Genomic DNA, 24,572 nt, shown 5'->3' with positions numbered 1-24,572 from the left:
AAGTTTAATTAAAAAACAAATAATTTTCAACTTTGAAATTCACTTTTTAACTTTTATATATTGCACGTATTATTATTATAATTAAGGCTAAAGTAACCACCCAAGAAATCGGATTGGCCCAATTAAAGCTCCTCCCTATACCTAAAGCTTTTGGAATTAAAAGATTTGCATCTTCTTTATTAAAATAAAAGAAATTTCCATGAGTTCTTCTATAATCCTCAATTTCATCCTTTGTCCACCTTCTTTTTGGCATTATTTCACCGCTCTCTTTTATACTAAGTAAATTATTAAATGTAATTATATCTTTGTTCAATTGCTATTACAATGATTATAGACATACTTATAGGATAGTCTATTTTCAATTCCTTCTATTATCTTTTTATCTAACCTTTATTGAAAATACGCCCAATTATGTTATAATATGTTCTACAAATATAATAACATACAAGAATGAGGTGAGCCATATTGTTTCAATTTAAAAGCTTCGATTTTTTAACAGATGGTGAAATTGATTTAAATATAAAAGCAAAAACTCCTGCTGACGATGAAAAAGGTTATCTTCCTAGATATGCCTACACAATTACTTTACATAATTCATTAGAACCTATAGGTAATATAGACATCCGTATAGGACATAACGAAAACTCTTACTATGGTGGTAATATTGGTTATGAAATTGATGAAAATTTCAGAGGAAATCACTTTGCTGCAAAGGCATGTAATATTATTAAACAAGTAGCTATAGGTCATAAAATGGATAAAATAATAGTTACCTGCAACCCTGATAATTTTCCCTCACGTAAAACCTGTGAAAAAGCAGGACTCACACTTAAAGAAATAGTAGACTTACCACCCTATAATGATATGTACTTAGAAGGTGAACGCCAAAAATGTATATATGAGTGGAATTTCACTAACTAATTCCTAGAATATCCTAAGCTACATGGAGGAAATATGAATGCTATAACTGACATAACAAACTTTATATTTATTGAAGGCGAACCTAAAGTTGCTGATATTATTTTCATACCAGGAGGCTCCTATGCTGAATTAGGAGAAAAAGCAGCCAAGCTATGGCATGATAGATATGCTCCACTTATCTTACCTTCAGGAAGACATAATCCACATGAAAAGTTGTTTTTCAATCCCTCAGTGAAAACTGATAATTATGGTAGTCATTATAACACGGAATGGGATTTCTGCAATGACGTATTATATAAAAATGGGGTTGATAAAAATGCAATTTTGCGAGAAGATACTGCTGAAAGCACTTATGAAAATGCTTTTAAGTCTCGAGAAATAACAGACAACCTTGGATTACATATAAATAGAGCAATTATATGCTGCAAGAGTTCCCATGCAAGACGATGCTATATGTATTATCAATGGGCATTTCCTAATGTAGAACTCATCATATGTCCTTGCGACGTTCAAGGAATTAGAAAAGATAATTGGTTTACTTCAGAAGTTGGAATAAATGTGGTTATGGATGAAGTAAGAAAGATTGGAACACAATTTAAAAACTATTTTAAGGAAAATATTTTATTTAATTTTGAGATATCCTATCCAACACAAGAACATAGAAACTATATAGAAGCTATATATAAATTCTGTAAAAGTAACAGACTTTCCTTAATCTTAAAAGGTTCTCTGGCTAAAGGTACTGCCACTAAATTTTCTGATATTGATCTAATAATATTAGGTGAGGTTGATAATTTTATTACTGATGAACTCATCAATGTTTATGGCAATCCGGTTATGACTAATCTCACTGAAAATCCTAAAGGCATATTAATCTTAGTTTATAACAATAATATATCTGTTGATTTAGATATTAGGAATGCTATTTCTGAGGATGATTTACAAGATGGTCTAGTTCTTTTAAAATACAGCATAAACTTTATAGTAGATAAAAATTTAACTAAGAATAGATCTTTTTTACTTAACTATATATTAGAAAAACCTAATTGGTACAAAACCCTTAGATTAATACATAGGGCAGTGATAAAATATCTTTCAAACAAAATTGATACAGCCTATAATTTATTAGAAGAAATTAAAGAGAATTTATTTTCTTTACATATAAATGACTTAGTGTTTAATAATAATTTTGAAGATGATATACAATATATATTTAGTAGAATTAGTGCAGAGTTTGAAGTCGATGATAAAATAAACTCATTATTCAACAATCTGTTTAGCAAATTCTAAGGAGATGATGTTTTGAGATTGAAAAGCTTCGCAATTACAACTATTACCTGTCTCTTACTATTTTGTATAGGGTGCACTAAAAATCAAGAAAAACCTACAGTTAAACCTTTTGAGAATATATCTTCAGATTTAGTTAAAAGGGTGGAGTTTGATAACCTAAGACTAACAAGCGGTGAAAAAGAAATAGCTAGAAGTAAGCTGATTACAAAAAGTCAGGATATTCAAACTATGATGAAATACATAAAGTCATTGTCTTGCATTCAGAGCAGCGAGAAGGATAAAGCTCCTGATTTCGTAATTGCATTAATCTCAAATACTGAACAGTCAAAGGAATATCTTTATTCAATAAACATATATAAAAACATAATCTATGTGTATAAATTTAGTGGTACAAATACAATTAAAGCCGTCTATAAGTGCACTGATTCCAAGCTTATCGATGATTTAAAGAATTTATACAGCACCATGAATTATAAAGAAGAGCCTGTGACGCAAAAATGATTTTAAAATACTCTATGAAGAATAAAAAACTGTACTAAGGATAATTATCTGCAACTATCCTAGTACAGTTTTTTATTGTTTAGATGTTAATTATTATTATGCCAAAGATATCTTTTGTTCTATGCACCTACCAAGCCTCTATTGTCGTTTCATGCTGGTGATTTTTACAATATTGTAAACTACGTAAATAATAAGAATAAAAATAACTATTATTGCAGCTATAGAGCATATCTTTAGTGGAAAATATAAACTTTCTCCATAAAGTAACAGCATGATTCCTAAAACCAATAGTGCCAACACAGAGGTTAATAGGGACATAAAATATAATTGCAATTTTTCTTTCATCATCCGTTCTCCTAGAAGCTTAATTATATATATTTAAAATAGCAATATAATTATATCATAATCCTTATATGATTTGGCATTTCTTTATGTATTATAGTTTTTTCTTCCTCATTCACTAGTAAACTCCCAGTTTTTACAACATTATGTTATAATCAGTATACATATTATATTTAGTTAGAGTTCTATAAGTTATTTATAATAGACTTTAATTAGTAAATGGAGGCTTATATATGTTGCACGAAATTCTTAAATTAATTTCATACTTATGTATAATTACATATTTTATATCTCTATATCATAAAAATAAAAAACTTTATTCTGCTTTATTGGGGGTAGTTTTCTTTATTGAAGCTATACGGTTATCTTTCCTAGAGGCTTTCATAGGGGCAACACTTGGATTAATAATTGAAGGCATAGAAGGAGGTCTTTTTTTAATAGCCTCAATTCTATTCTGCATTGATAAATATAAAAAGGTAAATCCCTCTGAAGATTCTGCTACTCTTTGAGAACTGATAAACTAAATATCTATAAAGATATTTTTAAGCCAGAACTTATAGATTATAAGAGCTCTAATCACTTTATTTGTAGTTGTTTTTCTCATTACACTAAAGCCAATAATAAAAGCCATGCATAAGAGAATTTAATTTGCGCTTTATGCATGGTTTCTATATTTATGAATATTATTTCTTTTTCAACAATTTCCTTTTAGTTGTTATATGCTATCTTCTAGCAAAAAGGATTTTCTGATTTATAAAGCATTGTTTTTGGTTGATTGAATCCTACTTCTTTAACACCTAGGTATCTAAATAAATTGTAGATTGCCTTTCCAAAATGACCGAAAGCAACTGCACCATGATGTGGGTATCTTCCTTCTATTAAAACATGTCTATAAAATCTTCCCATTTCAGGAATTGCAAATACACCTATAGCTCCAAATGAACGAGTAGCAACTGGTAAAACTTCTCCCTGAGCCACATAAGCTGTAAGTTCAGCTTCAGCATTGCTTTGAAGACGGAAGAAAGTTATATCTCCAGGTATTATATCGCCTTCTAAAGTTCCTCTTGTTATGTTTGGTTCTTGGTTTGGTTCTAAAGCTCTAGCCATTATCATTTGGTTTTTCATTGTACCGCAAGTAAGCTTGCAGGAAGCAGTATTTCCACAGTGGAAAGCCATAAAGGTATCCTTTAATGTATAGTCAAACTTTCCTTTTATTTCTGATTCATACATATCTGCTGGTACTGTGTTATTTATATCAAGTAAAGTTACTACGTCTTGGCTTATACAAGTTCCAATATATTCACTTAATGCTCCATAGATATCAACTTCGCAGGATACTGGAATACCCATAGCAGTTAAACGGCTGTTTACATAACATGGCACAAAACCAAATTGTGTTTGGAATGAAGGCCAGCACTTATTTGCAAATACTACATATTCTCTTGATCCCTTATGTTCTTCCATCCAGTCTAGTAATGTAATTTCATATTGAGCAAGCTTAGGTAGTATACCAGGCATTTTATTTCCTTCACCTAGTTCTTTTTCCATACTAGCTATTACTTCAGGAATTCTTGGGTCATTTGCATGTTCATTGAAAGCCGCAAATAAATCAAGCTCTGAATTTTCTTCTATTTCAACTCCTAAATTGTATAGTTGCTTTATTGGCGCATTACATGCTAAGAAATCTTGAGGTCTTGGCCCAAAAGATATTATCTTTAAGTTCTTTAGCCCAAGTATAGCATTAGCAACAGGTACAAATTCCTTTATCATATCTGCTACTTCTGGTGCTGTACCTACTGGATATTCAGGAATATATGCCTTTATGTTACGAAGAGCTAAGTTATAGCTTGCATTTAGCATTCCACAATATGCATCTCCACGTCCTCCAACTAGATTGTCTCCACTTTCTTCTGAAGCTGCTGCAAACATTACTGGTCCATCAAATTCTTTTGCTAGTAAAGTTTCTGAAGTTTCTGGGCCAAAGTTTCCAAGGTAAACAACTAATGCATTTACTCCTGCTTCTCTAACTTCTGATAAAGCTTTTCTCATATCCTTTTCATTTTCTACAGTTGTTAAACATTCAAAAATTTCTCCATCGAAAGCTTCTACTACAGCTTTCCTTCTATCTGCTGATAGCTCCATTGGGAAGCAATCTCTGCTTACAGCTACTATTCCTAATTTTACTTTTGGTGTATTATTCATTTTGACTCCTCCATTTTATATAATTATTTATTTAAATTTTTCTATATAGCGTTTTTATTTATAGATGAACCGCTTCATACTACAATCTATATTTTCAAATTATCCTCTCAAAAACCAGATAACCTTTAAAAATAACTTTCTCATTAAAGTTGTACATCACCATATGATTCCAACTTAAACTACTAATTTTTCCTAATATCCCATTAAAGGGATACTATGTGAAAACTTAATTTTAATACACTTATTTTAAAGAGATATTTTCTCCAGCTAGTCCTATAAATGCTCCCTGTGATCCTAAGTCGGTATCCTTATGTCCTATTAACCATTTATTTTTTGCAAATAGTAAGGCATCTTCGCCAACTTTTTCAAATTTATTCTCTAAAGGCTGATTAGTATCCTTTGGCAATACAACCACGCATCTAAAGCCGCTTTCTTGTACATTACAAGGTGCATAATGTAGTGTTGTAGCATATACTTCAATGATAGTTCCTTTTGGTACTAAGAATGCTTCTATATTAGATGTATCATATGAGTAATCGTCTTCAATGTCTTGCTGGCTTCCTATAAGTAAAATTAGATCTGTCACTGCTATATTTATTTCTGATGAACGATGATATTCAACAGCATTTAGCATATAATTATTACCATTGCAATAACCTATCTGTATTGGAAGTTCACCATATTCTCTATTTCTTAACTCTTTAGCTATATCTAGTTCTTCAAGTTCTTTTATTGAAGGTTCATAGATTACATCTTGAGGAAGTGGCGTACTTTCCATTTTTTCAATAATCTCTTTGCAATCATAATTTTTAAGTATCTGTCCATATTTCTTAAAGGCCTTGTCATTAACATTTTTGATAACCATTTAAGTAATCCTCCCTTTCTGTTTAACAAGAATTTTTGATATTTTAAGCCATCTATATTTACTTATTTCAGTTTTGTAATACAAGTTCATAAGATATAGTTAATAGTATTTATGTTACATATAGTTATGTATTTAAAAAATGTTGTTATAAGTTTGTTCTAATTAAAGACTCTATAAAGGTATTGTGTTGAACATATTCTAAATAAAAATCTTATGATAATTGCAGCCTAAGTTAGAGTATATACATCACCAACAATTATTTAATACATAACCTTAGGCTGCTAAAAACATGACTTTCCATAAGCTCCAACGAACCTATACTAATAATAAGTACGTAAGCTATCCCTCTAAAACATTATTTTCACTAGGTCAAAACTAGCTTAGTTCTTATAACTTACTTCTATCCCCTTATTTACCACAGCCACAGCTTTTTCCACAACATTTTCTACTGTAAATCCAAATTGTTTAAATAATGCTTCTGCATTTCCTGAAGCTCCAAAGGTGTCAAGGGAAATTACTTCTCCATCTATTCCAATGTATTTATGCCATCCAAAGGAAGTTAATGCTTCAACTGCTACTCTAGCTCTGATGTTTCTTGGAATTACGGACTCTTTATAAGCTTCATCTTGTGCTTCAAATACTTCGAAGCTTGGAATGCTTATTACTCTTGCAGCTATTCCTTTAGCCTCTAACGCTTCTGCAGCTTTATATATAAGTTCAACTTCTGAACCTGATGCCATTAGTAGCACATCTGGGGTTTCCTTATTACAATCTCTAAGTATATATCCACCCTTTAAAGCCCTCTTAGCACAACCATCGTATAACGGAAGTTTTTGTCTTGTAAGCACTAGCGATGTAGGAGTTGTACCATTTGTCATAGCGTAATACCAAGCTGCTGCAGTTTCCTTGGAATCAGCAGGTCTAAATACTGCCATGTTTGGCATACTTCTTAATACAGCTAATTGTTCTATAGGCTGATGAGTTGGTCCATCTTCTCCTACACCAATGCTATCATGAGTTAATACATAGGCTACTGGTAGCTTCATAAGGGAAGATAGTCTCATAGCTCCCTTCATGTAATCACTGAATACAAAGAAGGTTGAGCAGAACACCTTTAATCCACCATGAGCATATATACCATTTGCTATGGCTGCCATCGCATGCTCTCTAACACCAAAGTGAAGGTTTTGTCCACTTCTATCTTCAGCAGAAAAATCTCCCCTGCCTGACATATAAGTCTTATTTGATGGAGCTAAATCTGCTGATCCACCAATAAGGTTAGGAATTATATTTGCTAGTCTATTTATAACTATTCCTGAGGATTCTCTAGTAGCCATTGCTTTATCAAAGTTCCAAAACTCTTCATTATTAAGTAGAAGCTCTTTATCTAATTCTCCATTGATCCATCTTACATACTCTTTTGCTAGTTCAGGATAAGCTTCTTCATATGCTTTAAACAAGTTATTCCAAGCTTCTTCCTTTTCTATTCCTTTCTCTATATATTCATTCATATTTGAATAAACTTCATCAGGAACATAAAATGCAGGTTCAACCTTCCAGCCTAGATTTTCCTTCATAGCAGCCACATTTTCAGCTCCTAAAGGTTCTCCATGCGCAGAAGGCTTTCCTTGCTTTGCTGGACAACCAAAACCTATTTGGTTTTTAACTATTATAATAGAAGGCTTCGTATTTTCTTGCTTCGCCTCTTCAAGAGCTTTTTCAATAGCTTCTGCATCGTTGCCGTCGGCTACTTTTAGCACCTGCCAGCCATAAGCTTCATATCTCTTTGCTACGTCTTCTCTAAATGCTATGTCTGTATTCCCTTCTATAGAAATATTGTTTGAATCATATAGAACTACTAGTTTTTCTAAGCCTAGAGTTCCTGCAAGCGAAGATGCCTCTCCTGAAATTCCTTCCATAAGACAACCGTCTCCCACTATAGCATAGGTATAATGATCAACAACTTTAAATCCTGGTTTATTGAATTTTTCTGCAAGATGAGCTTCCGCTATAGCCATACCTACTGCATTACATATTCCTTGCCCAAGAGGTCCTGTAGTTATTTCAACGCCTTTAGTATGTCCATACTCAGGATGTCCAGGAGTTAAACTTCCTACTTGTCTAAAGTTTTTAATATCCTCTATAGTTAGACCATATCCAAATAAATGCAATAAAGAATATTCAAGCATTGATCCATGTCCTGCAGATAAGATAAACCTGTCTCTATTATCCCAGTTCGGATTCTTCCCATTATGATTCATTTTAGTCCATAGAGTAAAGGCCATAGTTGCTGCACCTAAAGGTAATCCTGGATGACCTGATTTGGATTTTTCTATTGCATCTGCTGAAAGTACTCTTATTGCGTTTATAGATAGTTTATCTAAATCTCTACTCATTCTCTCTGTCCCCTACTTTCCAAAAGCTTGTGCCCAGTCTGCTTTAAACTTTTCTAAACCTTGAGTTGTCAATGGATGTTTAACCATTTGAAGAACTAAACTATGAGGAACTGTAGCTATGTGAGCTCCAGCCTTAGCTGCCTCTATAACATGAATTGGATTTCTTACACTAGCTGCAATTATCTCTGTTTCTATACCATGTATATCAAAGATCTCAGCTATAGATCTAACCAAATCCATGCCATCCATTGATATGTCATCTATCCTTCCTAGGAATGGACTAACATAAGTTGCCCCTGCATTGCCTGCGAGTAAAGCTTGAGTCACCGAAAATATTAAAGTTACATTTGTCTTTATACCTTCACTTGATAATACCTTAGTTGCAGCTAAGCCCTCTTCTGTCATAGGTATCTTAACTATCATATTCTTATGAATTGCTGCTATTTCTCTTCCTTCTCTTATCATTCCTTCTGCATCTTCACTTATAACTTCTCCACTTATTGGCCCATCAACTATTTCTGTTATTTCTTTTATAACCTCATTAAAGTCTCTGCCTTCTTTAGCAATTAGTGATGGGTTTGTTGTAACTCCACAAATAACTCCCATTCTATTTGCTTGCTTAATATGTTCTACATTTGCTGTGTCCAAGAAAAACTTCATTTTAACCTCTCCTCTTTCCACTTATATAACTACTTTTGAAAATTTATTTAATAAGTATTCAAAATAATAAAGTAGCAATTAACTACTCTATTACGGATACTGATTATTTAATCTCTAGAAACTCTTCAATTGGAAGCATTGCTGCTCCTAAAAGATAAGATTCTTTAAAATCAGCTATACTTATGCTGCAGTTGTTTTCATTAGTAAAGGAATTATCTTTATATATATTCTTTTTTAAAACCTCTAGCTTATCAATTAAAAGATTATTTATATCTCCACCAATTACTATACTGCTAGGGTCTAATATCATAATTAAATTTGATATACCAACGGACAATAGCTTTAAGTATTGTTCAAAAACACTAATCGCCATTGGATCCTTTTTATTATATTTTTCTTCAAATTCATTTATGTCTGATATAAACTTTTCTGATATCTCATTGTAGCCTTCAGTTAAAGAATTCATAGACGTGTAAGCTTCAAGACATCCATCAGCTCCACATTTGCATCTTTTGCCATTGATTGCTATCTTAATATGACCAAGCTCTCCTGAGGAATTATTATCGCCTCTATATATCTTTTTATTAATTACTATACCAAGGCCTAACCCCTCTGTTATTGATACATACAGAAGATTTTCCAATACATCTTTTCTATTTAAAAACTCATAATAAGCCGATAAATTAGCTTCATTATCCACATATATTGGAACCTTTAAATACTCAAATCTTTCTTTAAAATTAAAGTCCTTTATTCCAATTAGATAAGAATACTTAACTACTCCCTCTTTAAAATCCACAGTTCCAGGTATAGAAAATGCTACACCTAATAACTTTTCTTCATTTAAATCATACTTTTTTATTAATAAATCTATATTATTGTTAATTAATAGTATTAACTCTTCAATCCCACTATTTTTATGTCTCACTCTTATATTTTCAACAATTTCCCTCTTTAAGTTAACAAGAGATATCTTAATATGATTTGGAGTAAGTGCTACTCCAATAGAGTATCTACAATTTTCATTAAGCTTGATAGCAATTGCCTTTCTTCCTCCAGTAGATTCTAAAGACCTTACATCCTCTACAATTCCCTCACTCTTAAGTTCAGTGATATTAGTAGATACAGTAGTAATACTTATATCCAATATTCTAGAAATATCAAGCTTTGTTATTTCATTTTTTTCTAATAATAATGATATAATCTTTTTTCGATTAGTTTCTTTGATTTTGCTGTGGTTAACTTCTATCAATTCTGAAAATACTCCTTTCATATATACAGGTTTAAAAGCTTTAAAGCTTATAGCCTTTAGAGATGTACCATTTCATCTTAAAATTAATATTATTAGATTCACTCATCAAAAACTAGAGGACTTCGAAAATAATCTTAGAGTAAACTGGTACATCTTTAGATGTCTCAAATATTAGTTTCTTAAATAATACCATTGTTGAAAACTTAGTTAAAGTATTTTTACTGTATATGAAATTATAAATTTATTAGCTAGAACACCTAGTAAGATCAAGGATATTCTATTTTTATGAGAATTCTTATTACGGCTTACAAGATATACTAGATTTAAAAGCCTTTTATTCTTGGGTAAGCAGAATTGTAAGCCCCATATACTTTTTCGTATACTTCTTTCAAATCAGTATTAGGTTCAACCTTAGAGCTTCCCTTTACTATCTTTTCACAAGCATCCTCTACAGATTCATAGATTCCTGCTCCTACTCCAGCTAGTATTGCTACACCTAAAGCTCCTCCCTCAGATGCCTTTACTGTGGTTAGCCCATGTTGGAAAATATCTGCTAAGATTTGTCTCCAAACACTGCTTTCAGCACCACCACCAGTAACTCTAATCTCATCAATTTTAACTTTCATGTCTTCTATAAGATCAAGGCAGTTCTTTAAACTAAAGCTTACGCCTTCTAGTATACTTCTTACAAAATCATCATGATTATTTATAAGTGATACACCTAAGAAAGCGCCCTTTACATTTGGATCAATATGAGGTGTTCTTTCTCCCATAAGATATGGAAGATACACTATACCATTTGCTCCCGGCTTTGATTTTGATGCTTTTTCTGTTAAAAGATCATATATATCAACACCTAATTTTTCACTTTCTTCCACTTCTTTTGCACAGAAGGTTCTCTTAAACCAATTTAAAGATAAACCTGCCCCTTGGGTTACACCCATTATGTGCCATTTATTAGGAACAGCATGACATAGAGTATGAACTCTTCCTAACTTATCAAATCTTGGTGTATCTGTTGCAGCAAACACAACTCCTGAAGTGCCAATTACTGTTGAAATGATTCCTTCACTTACTATTCCATTACCTATTGCCCCTGCAGCTTGATCTCCTGCTCCACCGACAACTGGAGTACCTACTGCCAGCTTGGTTAACTTAGCAGCTTCTTCAGTGACATGACCACTAACTACTACAGACTCATAAACCTCGGCTAATATGTTCTTATCTATGCTTAAATCCCTTAGAAGTTCTTCACTCCAGTTTCTAGTATTTATATCTAACATCTGCATTCCACTAGCATCTGAAACCTCTGTTGCAAATACATTGGTAAGCTTCAATCTTATATAATCCTTAGGAAGTAGTATCTTATATATTTTGCTGTAATTTTCATGCTCATTATTTCTTACCCATAATAACTTAGAAAGAGTAAAACCTGTTAAAGCTGGATTGCCAGTTATCTTTATAAGTCTTTCTTTCCCTATAACTTCTGTCATGTAATCACATTCTTTTTCAGTTCTTTGATCACACCAAATTATAGAGTTTCTGATAACCTTATAATCTTTATCTACTAGAACAAGTCCATGCATCTGTCCACTTAATCCAATTCCTTTGATATCAGAAGCTTGTACACCACTTTTCTCAATAACATCCCTTATCCCATTAACACAAGCATTCCACCAATCCTCTGGGTTTTGTTCAGCCCATCCAACCCGTGGTTGAAACAAATCATAGCCATATGTTGCCGTCTTAATAGTGTTACCATTCTCATCAAATAAAGCTGTCTTAGTACCTGATGTTCCAATATCTAAACCTAATAAATACCTCATACTCAATCCCCCATATTTGCTTTTCACTATTTTCGCGCCTTTTTATCTAACATTTAAAATTACTTTTTAAATGTTATTTATTAAGTTCATTGTACTTCTACTTTTATGTTCCGTCAATATGTTTAAGTAAACTTTTTCATAATATTTTATAAGACTCACTATGAATTAGTATATCTATACTCTTCTCAAAGTTTAATAAGGTTAAGTAAAGGATTATTATATAAAAAAATATACCACCTTATACAGAAAACTATCTCCAAAACACTCCTAGATTATAATCATAGGATTTTAAGGCGTATTTTCTATATAAAGCGGTACATCCATAATCTCATATAAGAAGTCTATCTCTACATAAAGCACTATTTAAGTACATTATCAAGCCCAATTATATCTGCTACTTCATTAAGTGAAGTAACTATATAATCAGGACTTGTACTATATATCCATTGTTTATTTTCTCTATTTATCCAACAGGTTTTAATTCCAATTCTATTTGCACCAGCAATATCTGACGACGAATCCCCTATATGAAGAATCTTACTTGGTGCTATGGAATAATGCTTTAACACATCTTTAAAGATTTTACTACTTGGGTCATTTTTATAGGACATAGCTTCTTCAGATATGAATACTTTATCAAATTGATACTTGCCTATAATAGGTAGAATCATTTCATAATCTGCATCAGTAACCAAACATATTGGCAGTTTACCTGAAAGTAACGCAAAAAAAGTTTCAACATCCTCATAAGGCATAGCATTGGTATGCTCGTCCATGAATATTTTAACTGCTTCTTCTGCATCAAAGGAAACATTCATCTCTTTAAGTACAATCTCAAAGAAAGGTTTAAACATAGTTTTTAAGTTTATAAAACTTTCCTCACCTGAGGCACTCTCATGGAATTTATTAATTACATTTTTAGTAACCGCCTTAGCGCATTCAATAGCTAGTACTTCATGGTAATTATCCCCCAATATCCTTCTCCAAATAAATTGTCTTCTTGCGCTTATATCTACGATAGTTTGAAACATATCTATACATATCAGTTCAAATGTCATATTTTTTACTTAGTGAAGTCCTAGCATTATATGAGCCTCACTAAAGTTCACCTCCTTTCTTTCTATAATTATGGAATAATGTAGCTATTGCTCACTCCTATATACAAAGGCACTTTTCTTATTTAGAAGATATGGTCTTAGATAGCCAACAGTGCTTGATAAAGGTAATACCTCTTCACTTAATTTAATCCCAAGCACATCAACTATATACTTTCTTCTACTCTCAATTCGCATCCAGAACTTTGGATAGTTTCTCTTTATATCATCCCTTAGAGCCTTGTCAGCTAAGGCTATGCCGTTTTCTGCTCCAACTCCTCCGTAGCCAGGAATTGATGGAATTATGTCAATTTGAAGCAGCATTCCACTTTTTAGAGTTTCTTTAGAATTAGGGTAAATAGGAGAAGACATCCATTCTTCATCTGCAGTCAGGTGTCCAGGATTAAGTGACCAATTGAATTGCTTCTTTGGCAATACCTTGTCTACTAATCCATACATTTCTTCTCCAGTCATACCAATATGGATATTCTCAAGCCAAGCGACTATAGAGGTAAAATACGGTGCTGCTATAACATTAATATAGTCCTTTACCTGCTCTGAAAGCTCGCTAGTTCCATTTACCGCATATCCTGCTCTACTTGCTAGTCCCCCCTTGTACCCTGTGGTTAAAGATATTTTATCTCCTAACTCGATCTTTTTATTTATAGGATATAAATTAGCCTTTTCAAATCTGTTTCCAGTAGCACTTATGGAAACTACATTGTTAGGTTGACCATAAATTTTCAGAAGACTTCCTATCTCCATCTCTGTTTTCCCTATTTCAAGTGCGTCCATTGCATTTAGTACACAATCAGATGCCAAAGAAGATCCAAATTCATAATGAGCTACTTCATTAGCATTATTTATAGCTCTTGCTCCATAATCAGAATTTATGAATATATGAGAAGCATTACTAATATTATCTTCACCTACTATCTCCTTAACACCTTCTACAATGTAATATGGTATATCAAATATCTTTCTATTATCAAAATACTTACTTGTGAAGTTCTTCCATCCAACTAACCCAACCTTCATTTCCTGATTTATTCCCGCTTTTTTAAATACCTCTTTCATAGTCAATTCATTTTCCATAGGCTGATTTGGAAGTGAAAAATATGGTGAATGGATAAGCTCTGCAGGAATCCTAGAGTAATTAACCATCTTAGTATTTTCATTGCCTAGGATTAGGTAAGCTTTCTCATCCCTATGAAGTACTAATAATCCTTCCTCAAATCTAGTAAGAAAACCAGTTAGGTACTCAAAATTAGAACCATGCTCAAGGTCATTATATACAATAATGCATTCAAGTGCTTGCTCCTTCATCAAATTCAAAATCTTATTTTTTCTTTCTCTCATAGTTTCATCAGATAAAAATATAGGAATTCCATCATTGTCACATCTTGGTGACTGTATTTCTGATAAGTACGCATCTGAATATTTGTATTTTTTCATCTTTCCTCCTAAGTTTGTTATTCTAGTTATATTTTAATGCTAGAGCATAGATAATAAGTTTATTCACTTTTCAATTTACTAGCTAATCTACCCATTATAACTGTGTTATAATAATCTCCATCTTTATGGATACGGTCTTTTTCAAGTAAGCCTTCCTTTTTAAATCCATATTTCTCATAAAGCTCTATTGCTTTTGTGTTAGTTTCTACTACATATAATGAAACTTTTTCTATTCCATTAGAGTCTGCAATCATTAGTATACTTTCCAACATAGTATTTCCTATACCAAATCCCCAATAATCCTTCATTATACATATGCCAAACTCGGCCTTATGTTTAAACCTGCTTAAATTATTTCCTTGAAGCCGTGCAAATCCAACTATCTTATCATGAATTTCGGCTACTAGAAATAAATTTTTTTCTGAAATAGAATCTTCATAAATAAGCTTTTCAAAATCCAGTGGCGACAAGAAATCTTCTCCAGGTTCTCTATCTAAAAATTCTGTTTCTCCATCTATCTTTAATCTTAACACTGATAAATCACATGCATCTTCTTTTTTGAGGATCTTAAGTTCCAAATTAACTTTTTTCCTTGAACTACTTTACTTTCAATTATCATATTCCCCCCCAGAATATTACAAGTATATGTCTGAAAACTCAACCTTTGTTATCTCTACTAAACGGTTTTCTAATAAATCAATAACAGGCGACAACTCATATTCTTCAGTAGTCCTTTCATCCGGAAAACTAATAGTAAAAGTACTACCTCTATCCACCTTACTTTTAACTGTTATTGTTCCTTCTAATTCATCTATCAGCTTTTTTACAAGGGATAACCCTATACCAGCCCCCTCTGCCTGACGGGACAAAGAGCTATCTACCTGACCAAATCTCTCAAATATTATATTAAGCTTGTCTTTTGGAATACCAATTCCATCATCTTTTATATCAATATACACACGGTTCCTATACTTTCTCAGTTTTACTGATACAAACTTACCTGATGGAGTAAATTTTGTAGCATTAGATAAAATATTTAATAGTATCCTTTCATATTTTTCTTCATCCATAGCGATTATCTTCTGCTCATAGAAAGAAGTAAAGTCTACCTTTACACCTTTCTGAGAAGAATAGATATTAACAGATTCTATAATTGCTTTAGTCAAGAATACAATGTCTACATTTCTTTTATGAAGCTTTATTCTTCCAGCATCTGCTCTAGTAATATCCAGCAAGTTGTTTACCAATCTTAATTGCCTAAAAGTATTCTGTCTTATTATACTTAAGTATTTCTTTGATTTTTCTGACAATTCATTTTCACACAAATAATTTATAGCTTGTACAGCCGAACTAATAACATTAAGTGGCGTTCTAAACTCATGAGAAATTATTGATAAAAATTCATCCTTCATCTCTATAGCTTTCTCTAAAGCCTCACTTTTTTCCTTTTCAGCTTGTAATGCAATATACTGGTGATGCTGTACTGACTTTTCTTGCATTACTTGGTCAGTTATGTCTCTAACTGATAAAATAGCTTCTTTTGCAGAATCACTAATGATTGTGCTTCCATTAATGCTTGCATACATCTTTTTACCTGGTAGTTGTATAGTTATTATACAATTTTCAAAACTCCCATTCTTCATGGCATAAAATACTGGTAGTTCTTCCTCTGGTATTAATTCACCATCGATGCCATAATAGCATTTAGATGTTTTTAGAAATTCTCCAATTGTGAAATTATCATATTTCTTCAAAAAATAAGGTTTAGAAGCTTCATTTAAAAACTTTATTTGTCTTTTCTCATCAATTAGAATTAAAGCATCAGGCATACTTTCTAATATTGCTTTTAATTGTATGTTTTGATGCTTAATCTGCTGTTCTTGTAAAACTCTAGTTGTAATATCTTCTGATAGCATTATACCAACTTTTAATCTACCACAGTCATCAAGGATAGGCTTACAATTTACTAAGATATATCTTTTTTCAGGATCATGTAGTATAAAAACTTCATCAGTAACTACTTCTCCTCGTGCTAGTCTTGCTACAGGTGTATCATCAAAGTCAACATCTTTGCCTGACAATTGATATAATCTACAATTCTCCACATATTCGTCAGAATTATTAAATTTAAAATACTTATTTCTATCTCTAGCAGCTTTATTTAACATCAAATAATTCCTATTCTTGTCAATGATGTAAAGCTCTTCTGTTATATTATCAATTATCGCTTCCAGCTCTTGTTTTTGTTCTTTAATTATAGTTGACTGCTTTAACATTTCAGTTATATTTCTAGAACTGAATACTCCCATGGCTATAGTTCCATTCTCGTCATAAATTGGTCTTCCGCTTAAACTTAAATATCTCTCTGCCTCACCTAATCTTAACATTATATTGTACTGATCTAAAGTTTCTCCCTTTAGAATTCTTGAAGAAGGTAATTCATCTAGTGCAAGCGGTTTACCATTCAAATCATAATATTTAACAGACTTTAGTTTTTCTCTTAACTCATCGTTGTCACAGGCTTTAATCCATTCTCTAAGCCTTCTATTTGATCTAATGTAATTTCTTTCTTTGTCAACAATCATTAGGACATCATTTATATTATCTAAAATCAGTTCTAGCTCCTTTTTCTGCTGCTCTATTATCTTATTTGCTTCAATGTCTTGAGTAATATCTCGACAGCTTATTATTCCGAACTTGACTTTACCCTCTCTATCATAAATCGGTCTTCCATTTATGCTAAGGTATTTTATAGATTCTTCATTTTTCATTACAATTCTAGTATTAATCAATACTTCTCCAGCTAAAACTCTTGAAATTACTATACGCTCTATGTTAATTTCGTTACCTTTCAAGTCATAGAACTTAGTATCAGTAAGTTCTTCAGCAAGCCAGTCTATACCCTTAAAATATTTTTTTGCAGCATTATTTGTTAGGTATGTTTGTTTACCTGTATTATAAATAAATATAGCATCATCTATACTCTGAATTATATCTTCAAGTTGATTTCTTTGATTTATTAGATCTTCTTCAGCCTTTCTTCTTTCTGTTATATCTCTATTTATCTCTAGAATTATCTTACGGCCATCTTCATCTTCTATTAGTTGATGACTTGATTCAACCACTATTCTAGTTCCATCTTTTTTTATGTGCTCAATCTCTCCATTCCAAATTCCTTGATTTAGAATCTTAGCTCTTATTTCTGAAAAACTTTCTTTATGGGTTGTCTTTAGTAACTGATGACTTACTCTTCCAAGCGCCTCTTCTTTTTTATAGCCATAACTTTCTTCAGCACCCTTATTCCAATATATGATGCCACCATCTAATTCCCACGCAAAAATAGATTCTTTCGAAAGATTTAAAAGGCCTGCCTGCCACCTTAATATGTCAGCTTGATTTCTTATAATCTTTGCTTGCTCTTCAATTTTATTTTTATGTAATATACTATCAGTTATTTCTGTGGCCATTACCACACAATATTCTATCTTATCTTCATCACAAACAGGTATTATAGAAAACTGCCAATATGTAATTCCCCTGCTAAACCCCTCGTAAACATATTCATCTACATTATATACTTTTCCTGTCTTAAGAACATTATTAATGGCCTTTTCATGAATACTTCCTTTAAAACCAGTTATAAATTCACAAGCAGGCCTTCCTATACAATTTCTTCTTAAATTAAAAGCTTCATCAAAAAAGCTTATATACTTATCATTTGCTTTAAGCAAAGTCATGTCTGGCACACTAAAAATTGCTATCCCACGATAGTCTTCTAAACACAACGCATTAGCTAAAGGCAATCTACTTTCAATCTTAGAATTAGGCTTTTCATTAAAAATATAAATACTTTCTTCCAGATTTCTAATAATATTAATATTTACTAACTTTACTTCAAGCTCTTTAGTAAATAAGAAATATTCGGTACCCTCATCTATATGTTCATAGTTAACATATGGTCCAATCCTTAAAAGTTCAAATGTATCCTCAATACTATTATCTATTAAATCTTTATATCCAAATTCAGTCATTTCCAAAAAAGACTTACTTATATCAGTAATAGCCTCATTATTTAAAACAATGTAAGCTAGTCCATGAGTTTGCTTTAAGGAAGTTACATTATTCATTCTTGTCCCCCAACTTGTAAATTTTAGTTTTTATAAACCGTATGTAGTTATTATAACATCCAACCTGATAATTATCCAAATTCTTCTATAATTTTTAATAATTTTCTTCCTTTAACGGTAAAATTTATACATATACTTACACCTTTACACGTAGGTTAAGTTCTCATACATATTAAATTGCTATTCTTTTAATAGTTGACATTAGATTCATTAATTAAAGACAGTAAATATAAACTAAAAAATTAGTTCAAGTAATTCACTTGCTTCAATATGTAAATGTGAACTACTTGAACTATTTAAATTTTATAAATATATTTAATTTAATATGCTTTACACTCTTCTAATCAATATTCCCTTCATGCTTGAAGAATCATTATGAGTTCTATAAATCTTTTCTTTTTCTGCTTCAGTACATCCGATGAGTATCTTTATCTCTGAATCTTTCTTTTTCAAATCAACTGTACACATTATGGCATCAATATTTTGATTTATATCAGTACCTCTCCATATATCTATTCCACTGCCATCCATTGAAGTGGTATTCTTTAAATATCCATAATCTACTTCATATATAAACTTAGGGTACTTAGGATGACAGCTTCCCTTGGGCCTATCGATAATAATTTCTGACTGTTCTACAAGAGTGTCCAAGGAATTCCAAAACTCTACATTACTTTCCATAATACTCTCCTTTAAATACTATGTTTTTATGGTCTTAGGTAATCTTATTTTGTGGTTATATATATGATTAATTAAATAATCTTCAAGTATAAATAGTCTAATTAACTTCGTATTTTTGAATGTATTTAAAAAATGTTGTTAAAAATCAACCACTTCACCGCAAATGTATTTTGAAAACTTCTAGATTTTCTAAGAAACAAATATACATTTCATTATTAAGTTGTTATGTACAGCGTAGTTTGATACTCTTCTCAATACATAAATTAAAAATTCTTATGCTCATATAATCATAACTTTATATATTCATAAAATCATATAAATATATGGCGTTTATGCTGTTTTTACCAGATAATTAACTTTTGTAAACCTTTTATAACTTTAAAATATATTCTTTTCCTTGGTAAAGATTTTTACCTTTATTGCATTCATAAGGTATGTCTCTAATATATTCAAATCCTAACTTTTCTAAAACCTTACCTGATGCAGGATTTTCTTTAGCATGCCTTCCCATGATTTCCTTAATATCTAAAACTTTAGCAAATTCTATAACTTCATTCATCGCTTCAGTTGCATAGCCATATCCCCAAAACCTTTTACCAAAATTGTAAGCAACCTCAAATTTTCCGTAGTCTTCTTCTAAGTATATAATGACTGTTCCAACCAAGTCTCCTGATTCCTTTAATGTTACAGCCCATCGGTACCAGTCATTGTATTCTATCTTACTTGATTCAGTTTTTACCCAAGCTACAGTTTTATTTATATCACCATGACTTTCCCAAAACATGTACTTTGCAACATCCTTATCACTTTCCCAACATTCAAATACCTGCTTTGCATCATCAATGCAAAAAGGACGCAATACTAATCTCTCTGTTTCTAATACTGGAGTTCTCATATACAAAACTACCTTTCAAATAATATGTGGAAGTTCACAAAAATATTTACTGACGATTAATATCTCTATAATCTTAGCAAGCTACTGGGATACTTCATCTAAATGCCTGTTACCAGTTACAAGAACCAAGATCATCCCCATAATAAACGTAAAAATTGATATGAACTGAGATGTAGACATAATTCCTACTGTACCACGGACTAGATCTCCTCTAAAGAATTCTAAAACAAATCTCCCAGCACTATAAAAAACTAGGTAAAATCCAGCAACTTGTCCATCAACCTTTTTATTCTTGGCAATATACAACAGCACAAGGAAATTTAAAAAATCTAATCCACTGGATATCAATTGTGTAGGAATCAATTTAATACCATTAGGAGCGAAATTAGATTGCTTAAATACTACACTAAAATTGCTTGTAGTTTCTTCACCATAACAACAGCCTGCTAAAAAACATCCTATTCTTCCAAAACCTTGAGCTAGTGCAACAGCTGGCATTATCAAGTCAAAATATTGTAAGAACTTTAATCTTGATTTTTTACAGTACAAATAACCGCCTAATATTCCTCCTATAATTCCTCCAAAAACTACAAAGCCATCTGATATATTTAAGAGAATGTTAGGGTTAGCTACTATTTCCTTTAACTCAGTTATGTAATACAAAAGCTTAGCTCCTAGTATTCCTCCCCCTACTCCCCAAATAGCTAAATTTAAAATCTTTTCATGTTCCAAATTCAACTTCTTTGCTCTATACTCCGTTAATAGATATGCTGCTAATATTCCAATCCCTATCATTAAGCCATACCCATAGATTGTTATTGGTCCTATCTTTATCAATTCATTCTTCATAACTTTCTCCTTTTAATATTATCTAAGGTTACTATGAACGTTTACTTAATATGTTCTCACTACATTTATAAACGCATTACTTTATAAATAAGTCTATCAAAATATAGCTCCCTAGATTCATAAACAGCTCCATTTTGAGTCTAGATACTAAGAAGCACATCTTCATGTACTACCGCCATACTGCTTTAAATCAAAATTTAATATATCTGCGATTTTATTAAAATTGAGTCCTATTACATATCCTCATATACTGGCTCTCCATGAATAAATGTGGAAGGTAATCCAAGCTTTTCAAAGTAAGTACACATCTTCAAACAAGCAAATTTTTCACTAGAGTAGTGAGTACCTCCTAGAACATTTACCTTATTATCTTTCTCAAATTTATGAACTTCTGAGTATCTTTCAATATTAGTAGATATTCCCGTTATAAGAACCTTAACATCTTCTTCTAGCATCTCAGAGACTGTATCTATACTATTTCCTCCACCTGCTACTATAGCTACTTTCCCATCTAATATGTCACTTTTCCCATAATGATATAGTTTAGTTTCATGTCCTAGCACCTGTGAATATCTCTTTTGCAGTTCCTCTATAGTTCTGAATTTGGTTTTCCCTACAACTCCACTTAAAGATCCAAAATATCTTTTAAAAGGTTTTCCAATCACTATATCTAAGGCATCAGCTAAGGTCTTACTAGTTGAATATTCACTATAGTTATCTAATGGTACATGCAAAATATATATAGAAATTCTATTGATTCTAAACTTTTCTAGTAGTTCTTTATCCATCTGATAAAAGGGCTGACTTCTCCTAATATCCCAGTTAGAAGGATGATGTAAAAATAGCATAGCATCTTTAACATCATTATCAATAAGCTTTTGCATAACCTTATTTGTTGGAAACACAGCAGAATAAACTTCTCCTATCTCTTCTGTAAAATCGCATACTAACCCAATACTTCTTTTCTTGAAATTATCACAGATATATTCTTCTACTTCCCCCATAAATCTAGCCCAATCATCGCTTAGATCCTTTGATATAAAGTCTTTTTCTAATTTATCATATACATCTATAGCTCTCATAAATCCCCCCAAATTTATTTGTAACATACTAACATTTAATGGACCAAAATACTTTTAATTAATAGAACCAGTCCACTTACTATTAGTAAAAATATCACTGATTTTTTTACTGTTGCCTCATTCAGTTTTGAATCTACTCTAAACCCTACGTACATACCTATAACAACTGCAGGCGCAAGAAATACTGCCGTCCAAATTACAGACTTATTCAATATTCCTGTATATAAATATAGAAAAAATCTAAATATATTATCAACTAAAAAAACACAGCAAATATTAGCACGAAATTCACTTCTATTATCAGTAGTTCTACTTATGTACGCTACTAAAAGTGCTCCAATGCCGTATACACCTGCTAATATACCAGAAAGCACTCCTATTATCACAAGAAATATAGGATTATTTTTCTTTCTTAAAGCTTCACTAGGTTTTCTTGTCCACATTTCTATTGCCATACCAACAACCACAACGCCTAGCAAAGACTTCAATATCCAATCACTACCTACTCTCAACAAAAAAGTGCCTGGAATTATACCTGCTAATAACATAATAGATAATGGTACTACAACTTTTAATGATATATTTTTTCTTTCTCTCCAAACTATATAACCATTAGTAGGGATACTTAAGATAAGATCCACAGGAGTGGTCACTCGATTTGATACCAGAAAAGAAAATAAAGATCCCATAACCAAGGTATTGCCAAACCCAGTTATACTTTTAGTAAAATAGGCTATTAAGGTAGAAATAAAAAGAAATAAGTTTTGCATTTTGTCTCCTAAGTGCTCAAGTTTATTTTAGTAGTAACTCTCTTCTACCATATTTGATAAATTTTTGTTTTACCTAGTAATGCTACATATTCACCATCTACAATTGGAAAACTTACTGGTTCTGTAGTATACATGCTCTTTTTCTCTTTAACTTATTGTAGCACTTTCCCCATTTATTTTCACATTCTGTTCACTTTTTCTCTCCGTTATATTTCTATTGGGTATTTTATAGGCATCATTTAAATCTATTTATATCACATATATTAGTTGTAATTATTTTACACTAAATTCCTAGCTTAATCAATTTCTTATCTTTTAGCTTGATAGCATTATACATATGTTTATGTATTCAAAATTCATTTCTCAACTTATCCTCTAATAAACCTGCATAGCTTTGAAAATAGGCTTCTTTTGGCAGTAATATTTATAAATGTACAAATCAGCCTTTCTAAACATACATGAAGGAATTAAGGCAGACTACATAACTTTTTTACTGTTTACACTAAATAGTTGTTATAAGTCCTTGATATTACTAGGTTTAGCTAATAAACATTTTATACCTTTCATATGAAAAAAAGTTTTTTCTTATACTTTGTGAATACTTTAGCCTTCTTAGTGCTTCCTAGATAGTAAAAAAGTGATTTATCAATATTTCATAAATCACTTAAATAATCGGGAAAACTTATAAACTTTCATTATTAGATTTCGGCTATATTCAACTCATTACTTTAATAGAGTCTAATTTTGTATTAAGGCAAAGCATTTAAGTTGACTAGCGCATACTATCTCTTTCTTACTTTATTAATTAAAGCTAGTTTATAGCTTCTCAATTTGCTTATATCATGTTTTTCAGCATATATGCCTAATAACATAATTGAGATTCCAGCACCTAAGCATACTCCTAAGATAAAATCAGGAATAATCGTAAAACGACTAAAGAATAAACTAAAAGCATTTAATGCTATTCCGATTTTAATGTAATTATTAATTTTTTTCATACCACACCTCCTCAGCTATAAAATAAGCATATATTCTAATTTAGATCTATTAAAATAGCATTTTATAAAACTCCTAATACTTATGTAGACATAGTAGTTTTAATTTTTAATAAATAGATTTAAGTATTTATGTCTTATTATAAAAATAATATTACCTGAGCAACATATATTTATAATAAGCCTGTGTTCCAAAAGTTGTCAACTAACTTGAAAACTTAACCACTTGATCATAGTATAAAATACTATCATATAAAATAAAAAAGACTTCACAAAATGTGAAGTCTTTTTCTATACCCTTAAGGTATTTATTCACCTAGCGACCACTTACTCTCCCACACAGTCGCCCATGCAGTACCATCAGCCGTC

Annotated in this window: 20 protein-coding genes and 1 pseudogene; 4 read left to right on the top strand and 17 right to left on the bottom strand. The window is 31.4% G+C overall.

All coding sequences use genetic code 11. The features are described from left to right. Positions 1-46: 46 nt before the first annotated feature. Entirely contained in the window at positions 47-253 is a 207-nt protein-coding gene (locus tag GXK57_RS11935; protein ID WP_160676289.1) for a DUF5808 domain-containing protein, read from the bottom strand. Positions 254-465: 212 nt separating this feature from the next. On the opposite strand from GXK57_RS11935, the gene GXK57_RS11930 reads away from it, so the two are divergent. From GXK57_RS11930 to GXK57_RS11915, 4 genes are all read left to right on the top strand, one after another. Beyond that, positions 466-921, top strand: a complete 456-nt coding sequence (locus GXK57_RS11930; protein ID WP_160676286.1) for a GNAT family N-acetyltransferase — start codon at positions 466-468, stop codon at positions 919-921. A gap of 33 nt (positions 922-954) precedes the next feature. Further along, positions 955-2,211, top strand: a complete 1,257-nt coding sequence (locus GXK57_RS26575) for an ElyC/SanA/YdcF family protein (RefSeq protein WP_243156414.1) — start codon at positions 955-957, stop codon at positions 2,209-2,211. A 12-nt stretch (positions 2,212-2,223) separates the two neighbouring features. After that, complete coding sequence (locus GXK57_RS11920) at positions 2,224-2,712, top strand: hypothetical protein (protein ID WP_160676283.1); 489 nt, start codon at positions 2,224-2,226, stop codon at positions 2,710-2,712. A gap of 575 nt (positions 2,713-3,287) precedes the next feature. Beyond that, positions 3,288-3,563 carry a hypothetical protein gene (locus GXK57_RS11915; protein ID WP_160676280.1) on the top strand — a complete coding sequence of 92 codons (276 nt, stop codon included), beginning with the start codon at positions 3,288-3,290 and terminating at the stop codon, positions 3,561-3,563. Positions 3,564-3,783: 220 nt separating this feature from the next. On the opposite strand, the gene GXK57_RS11910 is transcribed toward GXK57_RS11915, so the two are convergent. From GXK57_RS11910 to GXK57_RS11835, 16 genes and pseudogenes are all read right to left on the bottom strand, one after another. Next, the gene (locus GXK57_RS11910; RefSeq protein ID WP_160676278.1) at positions 3,784-5,256 is read right to left on the bottom strand and encodes an L-fucose/L-arabinose isomerase family protein; all 1,473 of its coding nucleotides are present in this window, start codon (positions 5,254-5,256) and stop codon (positions 3,784-3,786) included. A gap of 241 nt (positions 5,257-5,497) precedes the next feature. After that, a complete protein-coding gene (locus GXK57_RS11905) occupies positions 5,498-6,121 on the bottom strand; it encodes a DUF4867 family protein (RefSeq protein ID WP_160676276.1) in 624 nt (207 codons plus the stop codon). 380 nt (positions 6,122-6,501) lie between these two features. Further along, positions 6,502-8,517, bottom strand: coding sequence for a transketolase (gene tkt / locus GXK57_RS11900; protein ID WP_160676274.1), 2,016 nt, complete (start codon positions 8,515-8,517; stop codon positions 6,502-6,504). Positions 8,518-8,529: 12 nt separating this feature from the next. Next, the gene (fsa, locus tag GXK57_RS11895; RefSeq protein WP_160676272.1) at positions 8,530-9,177 is read right to left on the bottom strand and encodes a fructose-6-phosphate aldolase; all 648 of its coding nucleotides are present in this window, start codon (positions 9,175-9,177) and stop codon (positions 8,530-8,532) included. A 103-nt stretch (positions 9,178-9,280) separates the two neighbouring features. Continuing rightward, a complete protein-coding gene (locus GXK57_RS11890; RefSeq protein ID WP_160676270.1) occupies positions 9,281-10,429 on the bottom strand; it encodes an ROK family transcriptional regulator in 1,149 nt (382 codons plus the stop codon). 323 nt (positions 10,430-10,752) lie between these two features. Continuing rightward, positions 10,753-12,255, bottom strand: coding sequence for a xylulokinase (gene xylB / locus GXK57_RS11885; RefSeq protein WP_160676268.1), 1,503 nt, complete (start codon positions 12,253-12,255; stop codon positions 10,753-10,755). A 359-nt stretch (positions 12,256-12,614) separates the two neighbouring features. After that, positions 12,615-13,313, bottom strand: a complete 699-nt coding sequence (locus GXK57_RS11880; RefSeq protein ID WP_347709091.1) for an HAD family hydrolase — start codon at positions 13,311-13,313, stop codon at positions 12,615-12,617. An 84-nt stretch (positions 13,314-13,397) separates the two neighbouring features. Continuing rightward, positions 13,398-14,804 carry an aminopeptidase P family protein gene (locus GXK57_RS11875; protein WP_160676264.1) on the bottom strand — a complete coding sequence of 469 codons (1,407 nt, stop codon included), beginning with the start codon at positions 14,802-14,804 and terminating at the stop codon, positions 13,398-13,400. Between the two features lie 59 nt (positions 14,805-14,863). Then, positions 14,864-15,423 (bottom strand): annotated as a pseudogene (locus tag GXK57_RS11870) (GNAT family N-acetyltransferase). A gap of 16 nt (positions 15,424-15,439) precedes the next feature. After that, positions 15,440-18,931 carry a PAS domain-containing protein gene (locus GXK57_RS11865; protein ID WP_160676262.1) on the bottom strand — a complete coding sequence of 1,164 codons (3,492 nt, stop codon included), beginning with the start codon at positions 18,929-18,931 and terminating at the stop codon, positions 15,440-15,442. Between the two features lie 330 nt (positions 18,932-19,261). Then, a complete protein-coding gene (locus GXK57_RS11860) occupies positions 19,262-19,612 on the bottom strand; it encodes an inorganic pyrophosphatase (RefSeq protein ID WP_160676260.1) in 351 nt (116 codons plus the stop codon). A 370-nt stretch (positions 19,613-19,982) separates the two neighbouring features. Beyond that, on the bottom strand, positions 19,983-20,507 hold the full coding sequence (locus GXK57_RS11855; protein ID WP_160676257.1) for a GNAT family N-acetyltransferase: 525 nt from the start codon (positions 20,505-20,507) through the stop codon (positions 19,983-19,985). 81 nt (positions 20,508-20,588) lie between these two features. Then, positions 20,589-21,356 carry a prolipoprotein diacylglyceryl transferase gene (locus GXK57_RS11850; protein ID WP_160676254.1) on the bottom strand — a complete coding sequence of 256 codons (768 nt, stop codon included), beginning with the start codon at positions 21,354-21,356 and terminating at the stop codon, positions 20,589-20,591. Between the two features lie 233 nt (positions 21,357-21,589). Further along, positions 21,590-22,438 carry a Nif3-like dinuclear metal center hexameric protein gene (locus GXK57_RS11845; protein ID WP_160676251.1) on the bottom strand — a complete coding sequence of 283 codons (849 nt, stop codon included), beginning with the start codon at positions 22,436-22,438 and terminating at the stop codon, positions 21,590-21,592. Between the two features lie 35 nt (positions 22,439-22,473). Beyond that, positions 22,474-23,208 (bottom strand): sulfite exporter TauE/SafE family protein, encoded by a 735-nt coding sequence (locus GXK57_RS11840; RefSeq protein WP_160676248.1) that lies wholly within the window; start codon positions 23,206-23,208, stop codon positions 22,474-22,476. 782 nt (positions 23,209-23,990) lie between these two features. Then, positions 23,991-24,206, bottom strand: a complete 216-nt coding sequence (locus GXK57_RS11835; protein WP_160676245.1) for a hypothetical protein — start codon at positions 24,204-24,206, stop codon at positions 23,991-23,993. Between the last annotated feature and the right edge of the window lie 366 nt (positions 24,207-24,572).

Source organism: Clostridium sp. C8-1-8, from assembly GCF_009928445.1.
In the GTDB taxonomy this organism is placed as follows: Bacteria; Bacillota; Clostridia; order Clostridiales; family Clostridiaceae; genus Clostridium_AR.
This window is presented reverse-complemented; position numbering and strand designations above follow the sequence as displayed.